Source organism: Pseudomonas sp. TMW22091 (assembly GCF_022496705.1).
Lineage (GTDB): Bacteria > Pseudomonadota > Gammaproteobacteria > Pseudomonadales > Pseudomonadaceae > Aquipseudomonas > Aquipseudomonas saxonica.
In genome coordinates this window covers 209456-223098 of record NZ_SCFI01000005.1, presented here as the reverse complement: position 1 = coordinate 223098, position 13643 = coordinate 209456, and the positions used below count along the sequence as shown (strand labels likewise).

Sequence of the window (13643 nt, the reverse complement as noted above, 5' to 3'; positions counted from 1 at the left end):
CTCCCGGAGGGAGAGGGGACTGACCGAGCACGGCCTCAAGCACACTGCAAATCAGCCCCCTCTCCCTCTGGGAGAGGGTTGGGGTGAGGGTCGCTCAGGTTTAACCCTGCGCTGGAACCCACTCAGGCTTCAAAATTCCGCGCAGGCGCGAGTAAGGGATGCTCAGCTCAACATGCCCTTCGGAATACGGTGCAATGCTGTACACGTCGTATTTAAGCACCACGTTGTCTTTGAGCAGGGCCACGTTCGGCGTTTTCTGGAAAGGCCAGTTCTTCACGTATTCCGGGTCGCTGCCGTAGTGGGTTTTGATCAGCCAGTTGTTATGAGCCACTTTGGCCGCGCCCCAGAAGGCTTGCTCCTGCCCCGGCAGCAGCATGTCCTGCAAGGTCACTTCTTTCTGGGCGGTGCGCGAGTAGTTGATGAACCCGCGACCCGGCATGCCGTGTGCGCCGCCGGTGTCCAGGTAGCTGGACAGCTCGATCACCACCAGGTCGTCATGCTGTTCGCGTACTTTGGCCTGCAAGTAGGTGCTGTTGCGAGGCTGCGCGGTGCGCAGAAACTGCTCGCGGTAGGCATTCAGTGACGGCGCCAGTTTCTCGTCAGGCGAGTTCACGGTCATTTGCAGCAGGCGCTTTTCGATCAGAGCGTCGAGCTGCGGCGCATTGGCAAAGTGCAAAGTGTCAATATTCACCAGCGGGCAATCCTGGCCCTCGCAACCTGTCTTGACCTGCTCCGAAGCGTCCTGGGTGAATGCCATTGGCTTGGGCTGGAAAACACTCTGGCAAGCGCCCAGTGTCAGGGCTATACACGCCATGGAGGCAAATTTTAAAAGCGACATGGTCGTCCTTCATTAACGAATAAAAGGTGAAATTATGCGTGTTCGACTGCCAACAAAGGCGTCAGTTCGACACTAAGCTTAAGCCAGTCAATTAGAGAGGGTTTGCAGGCGATCCGTCTATCCCTGTGGCAAAAAAGAGGCTACATGCTGAACCTCAGGCGCGTTAGGATGCGCGATGCTTGGGGTTTGCCCCGGTAAGAATTCGCCAGCCAGAGGTTTGCAATGACTGATATCACCCGCGCCACGCCCAGCGCTGTCGAGGTCGTAAAACGCGAAGAATGCTTCAAAGGCTTCTACAAGCTCGATCGCGTACACCTGCGCCATGAATTGTTTGCCGGCGGCATGAGCCGTGAGATCAGTCGCGAAGTGTTTGTGCGCCACGATGCCGTGTGTGTGCTGCCCTATGACCCGCAACGCGATGAAGTGGTGCTGATCGAACAGTTCCGCGTCGGTGCGATGGGCAAGACCGATACCCCGTGGTTGATCGAACTGGTCGCCGGGCTGATCGACAAGGCTGAAGAGCCCGAAGAAGTGGCTCATCGCGAAGGCGAAGAAGAGGCGGGGCTGACGTTTACGTCGCTATGGCCCATCACGCGCTATTTCCCGTCGCCAGGCGGCAGCACCGAATTTGTCCATTTGTACCTGGGCCGTTGCAGCACTGAAGGCGTGGGCGGCTTGCATGGACTGGAAGAGGAGGCCGAAGATATTCGAGTGACGGTTTGGGCGTACGAAGATGCGCTTCAAGCAGTACGGGATGGACGTATTTCCAATGCAGCGAGCATTATTGCCCTGCAATGGCTGGCGCTTAATCGCGCTGAAGTGAGGGGGTTATGGCAGTAACGGCGCGACGTGATCGATACAGGGTCGATTTGATTGGCTTGCAGGCCGCCTGCGAGGCTAACTTTGCACGCTTGATGCGCTTGTTGCCCGATATGCGTGAACAGCCCAGCGCGCGGCGAATTGCGGTGACTCAGGGCGACCAGATGCTCGGCGTCCTGACCCTTGAAGTGATGCTCGACTGCCCGTACACCAGCACCCTGCGCGTGCGCCAGGAACACAGTTTGCCCTGGTTGCCCGTGCCGGAATTGCAGGTGCAGGTTTACCACGATGCGCGCATGGCCGAAGTGATCGGCGCAGAGCATGCGCGGCGTTTTCGCAGTATTTATCCTTACCCCAACGTGGCCATGCATCAGCCTGATGAAAAGGCCCAGCTCAATATCTTTTTGGGCGAGTGGCTCAGTCATTGCCTGACCTGCGGTCATGAATACGCGCAAGTCCGATAACGATTTATCGCATGTCTTCGCTCTTTTTATAAACGTGCTCCGGAGAAATCCTCTTGCCGAATGTCTCCACGCTGACCACAGACGATCCGGTGCTGCTGGTGCAACTGACAGACAGCCATTTGTTTGCCGACACAGACGGGTCGCTGCTGGGGCTTAAAACGGCTGAAAGCTTGCAACGGGTCATCGATCTTGTGCGCGTCGAACAACCCCGGATCGACCTGCTATTGGCTACGGGCGATCTGACTCAGGACTCAACCGTTGAGGCCTATCAGCGCTTTCGTCAGATGACTCAAGCGCTTGCAGCCTCTGCGCGCTGGCTGCCTGGCAATCACGATGACCTCGCCCCCATGGCCGAAGCCGCCGTGCAAAGCCGTTTGCTGGAACCTGTGGTCGATATTGGCAATTGGCGCATTACGCTGCTCAACTCGTCTGTTGCCGGCAAAGCTCACGGCTACCTGGAAGACGATCAACTGCAACTGCTCGCCCAAGCCCTGAGTGAGGCGCCCGAGCGTCATCATCTGGTTTGCCTGCACCACCACCCCGTGCCTATCGGCTGTGAGTGGATGAACGGGATCAGTTTGCACAATGCCACTGCGTTCTGGTCCGTCGTTGACCGCTTTCCGCAGGTGCGAGTGGTGCTGTGGGGGCATGTGCACCAAGCATTTGATCAGCAGCGCAACGATGTGAGGCTATTGGCCACCCCCTCAACCTGTCTTCAGTTCGAACCAGGCAGCACGGACTTCAAGGTCAGCAACCAGGCGCCGGGTTATCGTTGGTTGCGCCTGCTGCCGGATGGCGATGTGCAGACGGGTATCTCGCGGCTAGCAGATTTCACGTTCGAGCCCGATTACAGCGCCAATAATTACTGAGTGTTGCAGACCGGATATATCCAGATGCCGAGTCAGGCTAAACTGCGCGTCTTTGTTGATGTAGCGTTGGCTAACCTGTACTCGGGAGTGATTGCATGTCCGGTTCCATTTTGTATATCCACGGTTTCAACAGTGCGCCCGAGTCCACGAAAGCCAGCCAGCTTGCCTCGGTGATGCAACGCATCGGCCTCGGTCATCAATTGCATGTGCCGGCTTTGCACCACCATCCACGTGAGGCACTTGCCCAATTGCGGGCGGCAATCGATGAGCTTGGCAGGCCGCTGCTGGTCGGCAGCTCGCTCGGCGGCTACTATGCGACGTATCTGGCCGAACAGTTGGGCCTCAAGGCCTTGCTGATCAACCCGGCCGTCAGCCCGCATCGGATGTTCGACGGCTATCTGGGTACGCAAACCAATCATTACAGCGGCGAAACCTGGGAACTGACTCTCGACCACGTGGCGGCCCTCGCCGAGCTTGAAGTGCCAGCCCCTCAGGACCCGCAGCGTTATCACGTGTGGTTGCAAACAGGCGATGAAACCCTGGACTACCGCTACGCTGAGCAGTACTACAAGGCGTGCACCTTACGTATTCAGGCAGGCGGTGATCACAGCTACCAAGGTTTCGCCCAGCAACTGCCCGATCTCCTGACATTTGCCGGGATCAGTGCACACCGTTATCAAGCCATCGACTTTGCGGCCCTTTAGGCGCCCCGGTAATGGCCTTTATTCTTAATTTACGACTAACGACGAGACCTTATGGCCACTCCCAGCGCTAGCTCTTATAACGCCGACGCCATCGAAGTCCTCTCGGGCCTCGACCCGGTGCGCAAGCGCCCCGGCATGTACACCGACACCAGCCGGCCCAATCACCTGGCTCAGGAAGTCATCGACAACAGTGTCGACGAGGCCTTGGCCGGTCACGCCAAATCGGTGCAAGTCATTCTGCACGCGGACCACTCGCTGGAAGTCAGTGACGACGGGCGCGGCATGCCCGTGGACATTCACCCCGAAGAAGGTGTTTCAGGTGTCGAACTGATCCTGACCAAGCTTCACGCGGGCGGCAAGTTTTCCAACAAAAACTACCAGTTCTCCGGCGGCCTGCACGGCGTGGGGATTTCGGTGGTCAACGCGCTGTCGACGCAGGTCAGGGTCAAGGTCAAGCGTGACGGCAACGAATACCAGATGACCTTCGCCGATGGCTATAAAGCCACCGACCTGGAAATCGTCGGCACCGTTGGCAAACGCAACACCGGTACCAGCGTGTATTTTGCGCCGGACCCAAAATACTTTGATTCGCCCAAGTTCTCGGTCAGCCGCCTCAAGCATGTGCTCAAGGCCAAGGCCGTGTTGTGTCCGGGGCTGCTGGTCAGCTTTGAAGACAAAAACACTGGCGAAAAGATCGAGTGGCATTACGAAGACGGCTTGCGCTCCTACCTGGTGGACGCGGTCAGCGAGTTCGAACGCCTGCCCAATGAACCGTTCTGCGGCAGCTTGGCCGGAAACAAAGAAGCCATCGACTGGGCCTTGCTGTGGTTGCCCGAAGGCGGCGACAGCGTTCAGGAAAGCTACGTCAACCTGATCCCCACGGCCCAGGGCGGCACGCACGTCAACGGTTTGCGCCAGGGCTTGCTTGACGCCATGCGTGAATTTTGCGAATTCCGTAGCCTGCTGCCCCGTGGCGTCAAGCTGGCGCCCGAAGATGTCTGGGAACGCATTGCCTTCGTCGTCTCGATGAAAATGCAGGAACCGCAGTTCTCCGGTCAGACCAAGGAGCGCTTGTCATCGCGCGAAGCGGCGGCATTTGTGTCCGGCGTGGTCAAGGATGCATTCAGCCTCTGGCTCAATGCCAACCCTGAACTGGGCATGCAATTGGCGGAGCTGGCGATCAACAACGCCGGTCGTCGTCTCAAGGCCAGTAAAAAAGTCGAGCGCAAGCGCATCACCCAAGGCCCGGCCTTGCCGGGTAAGTTGGCTGATTGCGCCGGGCAGGACCCGATGCGATCCGAGCTGTTCTTGGTGGAGGGTGATTCCGCTGGCGGATCGGCCAAGCAGGCGCGGGACAAAGAGTTTCAGGCGATCCTGCCGTTGCGCGGCAAGATCCTCAATACCTGGGAAGTCGATGGCAGCGAAGTGCTGGCCAGCCAGGAAGTGCACAACATTGCCGTGGCCATTGGCGTCGATCCGGGCGCTGCTGACATTAGTCAGCTTCGCTACGGCAAAATCTGCATCCTCGCCGACGCCGACTCCGACGGCTTGCACATCGCCACCTTGCTCTGTGCCTTGTTCGTGCAGCATTTCCGCCCGTTGGTGGATGCCGGTCATGTCTACGTCGCGATGCCGCCGCTGTACCGTATCGATTTGGGCAAAGAGATCTACTACGCCCTCGATGAAGCCGAGCGCGACGGGATTCTTGATCGTCTGGTGGCCGAGAAAAAACGCGGCAAACCACAAGTCACTCGATTCAAGGGGCTGGGTGAGATGAACCCGCCGCAACTGCGTGAAACCACCATGGACCCGAACACTCGGCGTCTGGTGCAACTCACGCTGGAAGACTTCGCTGCCACCTCTGAAATGATGGACATGCTGCTTGCCAAAAAGCGCGCGGGTGACCGTAAAAGCTGGCTGGAGTCCAAAGGTAACCTGGCGCAGGTTCTGGCTTGATGGGCAGAGCGTTACTGCTGGGCCTGTGCTTGAGCGCTGCGCCGGTGATGGCCGATACATGGCCTGAGCTGGTGCTTCAAACTGAGCATCCTGTCGAAGGCATGCGCGGGGGCAATCTGTCCGGGCTGGCGCTCTGTGAAGGCGAGATGTGGACGGTGTCTGACCGTGATGATGATCAGATTTACCGTCTCGATACCCGTTATGCCGAATGGCAAGCCGAAGCGGTTAGTATCCAAGTGCCACCGCCTCCCGAAAGCGGTTTGCCGTGGGGCGTGCGCATGATGCACAAAGCCGTCAGCCCGTTGCGGGGCGGCAATCTGGATTTCGAAGGCATCAGTTGTGACGCGGCGGGCAACCGTTATGTTGTCAGCGAAACCCATGCGGCGGTACTGCAAGTGCCCCCCATCGGTGAGCCTTTGTGGCTCAAGATCGACCCGGCGTTGGTGCGTCAGGCGCGTGGCAGTGGCATGTTGCTGCATTTCAATGCGTTGTTTGAAGGCATTGCCGTCAACCCGCAAGGCACCCAACTGTGGCTGGCGGCCGAGCGTGAACGCCGTGGCTTGATGACCCTGCGCAAGCAACAAAGCGTATGGAACTGCGAAGGCGGATGTGTGGTGATGAGTGAGGGCGGGCTTGAACAGCCGCCTGCTCAATTAAAGGCCAAGGCGCAACAAAAGGACTTTGCCGATCTGGCGCTGTTCGATGGCAAGCTGTTTACCCTTGAGCGCATGGCCTACCGTATTTGCCGACGTACGCCAGCCACCGGTGAGGTAGAGCGTTGCTGGTCGTTTGCCAACGATGCATTGACCGAACCGCGGCGCTACAACTCCGGCTATGGCACCGCCGAGGCGCTGAGTCTGGACGCGAAAGGCGCGTGGGTCGGGGTGGACAATGGCAATCACATACGTGCCGATGGCGAAAAGCGCCCCATCGTCTGGCGTTTTACTGCCCCGCAAGGTGGCTGGAGCGCTAAGCCATGAGCCAGCAAGCACCGGGCAAAGGCATGGGGCGCGTGTTCATGATCGTCGCCTGGTGCGCCGGCCTGTATCTGGCGACACAATTTTTCGGGCGCTGGGAACAGCGTCAGGACAACCCCAACACTGAAGTCATCTCGCAACAAGGCGAGGGCTTCATCGAAGTCAAACTGCTCGCCAATGTGCAGGGGCACTTTGTTGCCAGTGGCCGTATCAATAACGTGCCAGTGGAATTTTTACTCGATACCGGAGCCACCGATGTGGCGGTTCCGCTGGATCTGGCAGAACAACTGGCGCTGCCCAAAGGCGCGCCTGTCACCTTGAGCACGGCCAATGGCCGCGCACAGGGCTATCGCACTCAAATCGACCGCCTGAAACTGGGGGCCATTGTGCTGCGCAACGTGCGTGCAGTGGCCGCTCCAGGGCTTGAAGGCGAACAAGTGCTCTTGGGCATGAGTGCGTTGAACAAACTCGAATTTACCCAGCGCGGTGGCACCATGCTGCTGCGCCAGACAACGAACTGAATGAGGTCCGCATGAGCGACTCCCTTGATCTCAGCCTGGACGGCGTAGAACGCCGGTCACTGGCCGACTTCACCGAACAGGCCTACCTCAACTATTCCATGTACGTGATCATGGATCGGGCCTTGCCGCACATCGGTGACGGTCTTAAACCTGTACAGCGGCGTATTGTTTACGCCATGAGCGAACTGGGGCTGGATGCAGACTCCAAGCACAAAAAATCGGCGCGTACCGTCGGTGACGTGCTCGGTAAATTTCACCCCCACGGCGACTCGGCCTGCTACGAAGCAATGGTGCTGATGGCGCAGCCGTTCAGCTACCGCTACACCTTGGTCGATGGTCAGGGCAACTGGGGTGCGCCGGACGACCCCAAGTCCTTCGCGGCCATGCGATACACCGAGGCGCGTTTGTCGCGTTACTCCGAAGTGCTGCTCAGCGAGCTGGGGCAGGGCACCGCAGACTGGGTACCGAACTTTGATGGCACGCTGGACGAGCCGGCTGTATTGCCGGCGCGCTTGCCCAACATCCTGCTCAATGGCACCACCGGCATTGCCGTGGGCATGGCCACCGACGTGCCGCCGCACAACCTGCGCGAAGTGGCGGCGGCGTGCGTGCGTTTGCTCGACGAGCCGAAAGCCACGGTCGAGCAACTGTGCGAACACATTCAAGGTCCTGACTACCCGACCGAAGCCGAAATCATCACACCGCGCGCTGATCTGCTGAAGATTTATCAGACGGGTCGTGGTTCGGTGCGCATGCGGGCGGTGTATCACGTTGAAGATGGCGATATTGTCGTCACCGCGTTGCCGCATCAAGTCTCGGGCGCCAAGGTGCTGGAGCAGATTGCTGCGCTGATGCAGGCCAAGCCGACCAAGTTGGCGATGGTGACTGACCTGCGTGACGAATCGGACCACGAAAACCCGTGCCGCATCGTGATCATCCCGCGCAACAATAAGGTGGATCTCGATGAGCTGATGCAGCACCTGTTTGCCGTGACCGAGCTGGAGTCCACCTTCCGTGTCAACGTCAACATCATCGGCCTGGACGGCAAGCCGCAGCTGAAAAACCTGCGAGCCCTGCTGGTTGAATGGCTTGAGTTTCGCATCAACACCGTGCGCCGCCGCCTGCAGTTCCGCCTCGATAAAGTCGAGCGTCGTCTGCACCTGTTGGACGGTTTGCTCACCGCCTACTTGAACCTCGACGAAGTGATCCACATTATTCGTACCGAGGAACACCCCAAGGCCGAGCTGATTGCGCGCTTTGGCCTGACTGAAACCCAGGCCGACTACATTCTCGATACGCGTTTGCGCCAGTTGGCTCGTCTTGAAGAGATGAAGCTGCGCGACGAACAAGATGCACTGCGTAAAGAACAAGCCAAGTTGCAAGCGTTGCTGGGCAGCGAAGCCAAGCTCAAAAAGCTGGTGCGCACTGAGCTGATTGAAGACGCGAAAACCTACGGTGATGATCGCCGCTCACCGATCGTTGCGCGGACTGAAGCCAAAGCTCTGTCGGAAAACGAGTTGGTACCCACCGAGCCGGTGACGGTTGTTTTGTCAGAAAAAGGTTGGGTTCGGTGTGGTAAAGGTCACGATCTGGACGCGACCGGGTTGTCCTATAAAGCGGGCGATGGCTATAAAACCGCTGCTGCGGGGCGTTCCAACCAATTTGCCGTGTTTATTGACTCCACCGGGCGCAGTTATTCGGTGGCGGCACATACGCTGCCATCTGCCCGTGGTCAGGGTGAGCCGCTAACCGGTCGCCTTACGCCACCGCCGGGCGCGACGTTCGAGTGCGTGTTGTTGCCTGAAGACGACGCGTTGTACGTGATTGCCTCCGACGCCGGTTACGGTTTTGTGGTCAAAGGTGAAGACCTGCAAGCCAAAAACAAGGCGGGTAAAGCGCTGCTTAGCCTGCCAAAGGGCGCGCACGTCATGCAGCCACGGCCTGTGGCAGACCGTGAGCACAATTGGCTGGCAGCGGTGACCACCGAAGGGCGCCTGCTGATCTTCAAAGTCAGCGACCTGCCGCAATTGGGCAAAGGCAAGGGCAATAAAATCATCGGTATTCCCGGCGATCGCGTGGCCAGCCGCGATGAATATGTGACTGACATTGCCGTATTGCCAGACAACGCCACATTGGTGTTACAGGCGGGTAAACGTACGTTGTCGCTCAAAGCTGACGACCTTGAACATTACAAAGGTGAGCGTGGTCGGCGTGGTAACAAGTTACCGCGAGGCTTCCAGCGTGTTGATGCTTTGCTGGTAGAAGTGCCCAATTAAGGTTGTTTAGAGCGCCCGGTCTGCGTTTTATCGCGTAGATCGGCGCAACAGCACTGGAGTCACGGTCGATATTCGCGGATGATATGCCGCGATTGTGAAACGACGTGTAAGAAACTTCCTATGAATTGGAATCACATTGAGGCGCGCCACATGGCGGCCACCTGGATGGAATGATGAACGTTCTACGTCTTCCTTTAATTGCGCTGCTGTCTGGCGTGCTTGGCTTGGTGGGGTGCAGCGTGCACCAGCCCGCGGCCTTGTACCAGCTGGACAGCGGCACCCCCGGCCAGCCCAAGCAAAGTGCGGGCATGTCGGTGGTACTTGGCCCGGTGACTGTGGCCGATTACCTGCAACGTGAAACCCTGCTGCAACGTCAGACCGATGGCAGCCTGAGTGCAGCACCGGACGGGCGTTGGGCGGGCAGCTTGTCGTCAGACATCGATCAGTTGCTGTTGCGTCAGCTGGCGTGGCGTCTGGACAGCCAGCGTGTAGTGCTGGCCCCTGCGCCTGCGGGTTTCAGCCCAGATGTGCAAGTGCTGTTGTCAATTACTCGGTTGGATTCGGGTAAAGACCAGCCAGCAATTCTGGATGCTCAATGGCGTTTGATTGACCGCCGTGGGCAGGTGCGTGACAACCGGATGGTTCACCTTGAAAAGCCGCATGCGGGGACTACTGCAGATCAGGTCAAGGCTCAGGGTGAGTTGTTGCAACAGTTGAGCGAGCAATTAGCCGTGGCGCTCAAGCCGCTGGCTAACCAGCCGCCACTGGTTGAACCCCGTGCACCGGAAAAGAAAGCGGCACCGAAGCAGGACAGCGAAAAACCGAAGATACCGATGGCGTCGCCGATTCGCACGGATATGGAAGTATTCAGGTTCTGAGTGTTTGGCGATAACAAAAAATCCCGCACGTGTGCGGGATTTTTTTTGGTCAGGGCAAAAGCCCCTCACCCTAGCCCTCTCCCGGAGGGAGAGGGAACCGGCCTATGTGTTTTCGAATTCACTGGTGATCAGTCAGGCTGCAGCAAACCTAAAGCATCCCCTCACCCTAGCCCTCTCCCGGAGGGAGAGGGAACCGAGCTATGTGTTTTCGAGTTCACCGGTAATCAGTCAGGCTGCAGCTAACCTAAAGCATCCCCCAATCAGTCCCCTCTCCCTCTGGGAGAGGGCTAGGGTGAGGGGCTGTGCGCCTTACCCACGATTCTCATGCATGCGCGCCAACTGGCGTTCTAGCATGGAAGGGTAAGGCTCCATCAGGCGCTCTACACAGCACGCCCCTTCAGGACTGGCAATCGGGCGGATGCGGGCGCGTTGGCGAATCAGCGGGTCGTCACTGATCTTGCGCTCTACCAGCAACAAGTTACGGCTGTGTTGCGACAGCGCCAGTGCATCCTGCGCCGTTTCAGTCAGCAACAAATCAATCTGGCTCAACCCGCTCAGGCCTTCGCCCAGCACCAGACCCAACTGCAATTGCAGCGTAATGCCGCTGTCAGCCACTTCGATCTGCAAGGCATGACCCAAGGCACGCAGCAACTCCCCACAGCAAATCGCATTGGTCAGGTAGTCCTCACCGCTGTCTTCGCTGTGGAACAGCATGAGCGTGCTGCCATCATTGAGCGTATGCAACTCGCTTTGATACAGCGACGCCGCCTGGTTCAGGCAGTCGCGATAACGCTCCAGCAGCTCCATCAAACGTGCGCGAGGCAAACGTCGCAGTTGCTCTTGCGCCCCCAGTTGCACGGCCAGTACCGCGCTTGGCTGCGGCGCAGTCGGCTCAGCTTTGACTTCGGCTTTTGGCACCACACTGGCGGCGCCGGTATCGCGCAAATCAGAAAACGGGTCTTCGTCGCCCTCGTCTTCTTCGGTACTGATCACTTGCCGAGGTGCCGCTTTGGGTGCTGGCACAGCCGGTTTTTCATCGAAGGTCGGGTCGCTCAGGTTGCGGACTTCGAAGGTAGGCTCATTGTCGTCAGCGTCTTCATACTCGCTGTCGTCGAAAGCTTCTTCGGGTTCCGGCTCAGGCTCTGGAGCAGGCGGCGCCAGGCGGGTGTGCAGTTGGCGGGCCAGATCACCGATTTCATCCTGACGGGTAATCGCCGGCGTGTAAGGATCCGGTTCGCGCAACCACACACGCAGTTGCAACAGGGGCGTCGTGATGTTGCGGCCCAGCCGCAGGCTCAGCGCCAAGGCAAGGGCCAGCAAAATAGCGCTAAGAATGCCCATGCTCTGCAAGCTGATGGTCATCGGCTGTTCGAACTGGTTCATGTCCAGGCTGATACGCAGGTGCCCGGCCGTCACATCCTGAAAGGTGATCTTGGTCTGGTACACGCCTTCGGTTTCACCCAGCAGGCTGTTTTTAGGGCGTTGCCCGGCCTCCGCGAGGATGCGGTTATCCACGCTATAAATAGCAGCGTGCGCCACCAGGGGATTTTTGGTCAGGTTGTTGAGCAGCACGTTGAGGCTGAGGATGTCGTTGGACACCAGCAACTCGGTCGCCGACGTGGCGGTCTGCGTGGTCAGGCTCTGCCCCAACGCATCGGCCTGCTCGTGCATGGCCTGCTTGAATTGCAGGCCCATGACCACGGCATAAATGACCAGCGCCAACGCGACCAGAATCACGTTGTGGGTGGCAATGCGCAGAGCTATCGGAACGCGACGATCGCGCAAGGCCCGGAAGATCAGCAGAAAGAAATTATCGTTTTTGACAGGCAATGGCCGGTTCACTGAGCGCGGCTCTTAGTCCGTTAAGTTGGAGCGCAGTATAGCGATCAGCCCTGAGGCGGCAAAGCCTTGGCGATGCCCGATGGTCACTGAATGGGGGTAGAATGCGTTTTTTTTAGCGAATGGGGGTGTGCCTTGCGCGAAATCGTCCTGATAAACATCACTGGTGAAGACCGTCCAGGTCTCACCGCTGCCATTACTGGCGTGCTGGCCAGCAATGGGGTGAATATTCTCGACATCGGTCAGGCCGCCATTCACGGCGTTTTGTCGTTGGGGTTCCTGGTAGACATTCCTCACGCCGATCAAGTGTCGGCTGTGCTGAAAGACCTTCAGCCCTTGATCGCTAAAGAAGGGCTGCAGCTGGTGTTTGACCCGATTACTGAAGAGCGCTATCAACAGTGGGTCAATGGGCAAAGTCAGAAACGCCATGTCGTGACCGTGATGGGCCGCCAAGTGACGGCCCTGCAATTGCAGCGCGTGACGTCGGTCATCAGTCAGCATGGGTTGAACATCGAACAAACAGATCGTCTGTCGGGTCGAGTGTCGTTGGACGCGCCCACTGCACTGAGCAAAAGCTGTATCGAGTTGCGCGTCTGCGGTGACGTGGCTGATATCGACGCTCTGCGAGCAGCGTTTTTTGATCTGGCCCAGGAACTCAGTGTCGATATCGCTCTGCAAGAAGACACGCTTTTCCGACGCAATCGCCGGCTGGCAGTGTTTGACATGGACTCCACCCTGATTGAAGCCGAAGTGATAGACGAGCTGGCGAAAGCGGCCGGCGTGGGTGATCAAGTGTCCGAAATCACCGAGCGCGCGATGGCCGGTGAGCTGGATTTCAAAGCCAGCTTCAAAGAACGTCTGGCGCTGCTTAAAGGTCTGGACGTGAGCGTACTGGACTCGATCGGCGCGTCACTGCGCTTGACCGAAGGCGCTGAAGTGCTGTTCGCCGAACTCAAGCGCTTGGGCTACAAAACAGCCATCTTGTCAGGCGGCTTCACTTACTTCGCCAAGCAATTGCAGGTCAAATTGGGGATCGATTACGTATTCGCCAATGAACTGGCCGTGGAAGATGGCAAAGTGACAGGCGTGGCAGTCGAGCCGATTGTCGATGCACAACGCAAGGCTGATTTGCTGCGCGAACTGGCGCAAAAGGAAGGCTTGAGTCTGGAACAGACCATTGCGGTGGGTGATGGTGCCAACGATTTGCCGATGCTGGCGATTGCGGGGCTGGGTGTCGCCTTCCGTGCCAAGCCGCTGGTTAAAAAATCGGCCAAACATGCCATTTCGACCTTGGGGCTGGATGGCGTGCTGTATTTGCTGGGCCAGCGTGACCGCAACAGCCAGGGCTAAATGATTTCGTAGCAGCGGTCCAAGGCCGCGTCCGATTGCGAAGCGATCGTGAAATCTGAATTCATGGTGTGTTTGGTTCACCGCGATTTTAGTTTCTACGACGGCTGCGCCGCCGAACGCCGCCTTCGGCAGCTGCTACGGAGTCAGTATGG

At 58.3% G+C, this 13643-nt stretch carries 12 protein-coding genes; 10 read left to right on the top strand and 2 right to left on the bottom strand.

Features of this window, described 5'->3' with window-relative positions; translation table 11 throughout:
- Positions 1 to 100: 100 nt before the first annotated feature.
- Positions 101 to 838: an RsiV family protein gene (locus EQV93_RS12040; protein ID WP_240891626.1), complete on the bottom strand. Its 738-nt coding sequence runs from the start codon at positions 836 to 838 to the stop codon at positions 101 to 103.
- A gap of 222 nt (positions 839 to 1060) precedes the next feature.
- Between EQV93_RS12040 and EQV93_RS12035 the strand changes: the two genes are divergently transcribed.
- The 9 genes from EQV93_RS12035 to EQV93_RS11995 all read left to right on the top strand — a co-directional run bounded on the left by EQV93_RS12035 (position 1061) and on the right by EQV93_RS11995 (position 10302).
- Entirely contained in the window at positions 1061 to 1678 is a 618-nt protein-coding gene (locus EQV93_RS12035; RefSeq protein WP_122785105.1) for an NUDIX domain-containing protein, read from the top strand.
- The gene (locus EQV93_RS12030) at positions 1669 to 2121 is read left to right on the top strand and encodes a DUF1249 domain-containing protein (RefSeq protein WP_122785104.1); all 453 of its coding nucleotides are present in this window, start codon (positions 1669 to 1671) and stop codon (positions 2119 to 2121) included. The genes EQV93_RS12035 and EQV93_RS12030 overlap by 10 nt, the downstream gene beginning before the upstream one ends.
- 53 nt (positions 2122 to 2174) lie before the next feature.
- The gene (gene cpdA, locus EQV93_RS12025) at positions 2175 to 2990 is read left to right on the top strand and encodes a 3',5'-cyclic-AMP phosphodiesterase (RefSeq protein ID WP_146384792.1); all 816 of its coding nucleotides are present in this window, start codon (positions 2175 to 2177) and stop codon (positions 2988 to 2990) included.
- Positions 2991 to 3085: 95 nt separating this feature from the next.
- Positions 3086 to 3694, top strand: coding sequence for a YqiA/YcfP family alpha/beta fold hydrolase (locus tag EQV93_RS12020; protein WP_122785102.1), 609 nt, complete (start codon positions 3086 to 3088; stop codon positions 3692 to 3694).
- Positions 3695 to 3745: 51 nt separating this feature from the next.
- Complete coding sequence (parE, locus tag EQV93_RS12015) at positions 3746 to 5650, top strand: DNA topoisomerase IV subunit B (RefSeq protein WP_122785101.1); 1905 nt, start codon at positions 3746 to 3748, stop codon at positions 5648 to 5650.
- Positions 5650 to 6630: an esterase-like activity of phytase family protein gene (locus tag EQV93_RS12010; RefSeq protein ID WP_146424660.1), complete on the top strand. Its 981-nt coding sequence runs from the start codon at positions 5650 to 5652 to the stop codon at positions 6628 to 6630. The genes parE and EQV93_RS12010 overlap by 1 nt, the downstream gene beginning before the upstream one ends.
- Positions 6627 to 7148, top strand: coding sequence for a retropepsin-like aspartic protease family protein (locus EQV93_RS12005; RefSeq protein WP_146424658.1), 522 nt, complete (start codon positions 6627 to 6629; stop codon positions 7146 to 7148). The genes EQV93_RS12010 and EQV93_RS12005 overlap by 4 nt, the downstream gene beginning before the upstream one ends.
- Positions 7149 to 7159: 11 nt before the next feature.
- A complete protein-coding gene (gene parC / locus EQV93_RS12000; RefSeq protein WP_122785098.1) occupies positions 7160 to 9424 on the top strand; it encodes a DNA topoisomerase IV subunit A in 2265 nt (754 codons plus the stop codon).
- A 170-nt stretch (positions 9425 to 9594) separates the two neighbouring features.
- Complete coding sequence (locus EQV93_RS11995; RefSeq protein WP_122785097.1) at positions 9595 to 10302, top strand: PqiC family protein; 708 nt, start codon at positions 9595 to 9597, stop codon at positions 10300 to 10302.
- Positions 10303 to 10611: 309 nt separating this feature from the next.
- Here the strand turns inward: EQV93_RS11995 and EQV93_RS11990 are convergent, their stop codons facing one another.
- The gene (locus EQV93_RS11990) at positions 10612 to 12144 is read right to left on the bottom strand and encodes an AhpA/YtjB family protein (protein ID WP_240891625.1); all 1533 of its coding nucleotides are present in this window, start codon (positions 12142 to 12144) and stop codon (positions 10612 to 10614) included.
- 132 nt (positions 12145 to 12276) lie between these two features.
- Between EQV93_RS11990 and serB the strand changes: the two genes are divergently transcribed.
- Positions 12277 to 13491, top strand: a complete 1215-nt coding sequence (gene serB, locus EQV93_RS11985; protein WP_240891624.1) for a phosphoserine phosphatase SerB — start codon at positions 12277 to 12279, stop codon at positions 13489 to 13491.
- The last annotated feature ends 152 nt before the right edge of the window (positions 13492 to 13643 follow it).

What these genes read in the sequence shown, in the direction of transcription:
- parE (WP_122785101.1), top strand. Translation starts at nt 3,746, where the DNA reads ATGGCCACTCCCAGCGCTAGCTCTTATAACGCCGACGCCATCGAAGTC.
- EQV93_RS12040 (WP_240891626.1), bottom strand. Translation starts at nt 838, where the DNA reads ATGTCGCTTTTAAAATTTGCCTCCATGGCGTGTATAGCCCTGACACTG.
- EQV93_RS12020 (WP_122785102.1), top strand. Translation starts at nt 3,086, where the DNA reads ATGTCCGGTTCCATTTTGTATATCCACGGTTTCAACAGTGCGCCCGAG.
- EQV93_RS11995 (WP_122785097.1), top strand. Translation starts at nt 9,595, where the DNA reads ATGATGAACGTTCTACGTCTTCCTTTAATTGCGCTGCTGTCTGGCGTG.
- parC (WP_122785098.1), top strand. Translation starts at nt 7,160, where the DNA reads ATGAGCGACTCCCTTGATCTCAGCCTGGACGGCGTAGAACGCCGGTCA.
- EQV93_RS12005 (WP_146424658.1), top strand. Translation starts at nt 6,627, where the DNA reads ATGAGCCAGCAAGCACCGGGCAAAGGCATGGGGCGCGTGTTCATGATC.
- EQV93_RS12010 (WP_146424660.1), top strand. Translation starts at nt 5,650, where the DNA reads ATGGGCAGAGCGTTACTGCTGGGCCTGTGCTTGAGCGCTGCGCCGGTG.
- EQV93_RS12030 (WP_122785104.1), top strand. Translation starts at nt 1,669, where the DNA reads ATGGCAGTAACGGCGCGACGTGATCGATACAGGGTCGATTTGATTGGC.
- EQV93_RS12035 (WP_122785105.1), top strand. Translation starts at nt 1,061, where the DNA reads ATGACTGATATCACCCGCGCCACGCCCAGCGCTGTCGAGGTCGTAAAA.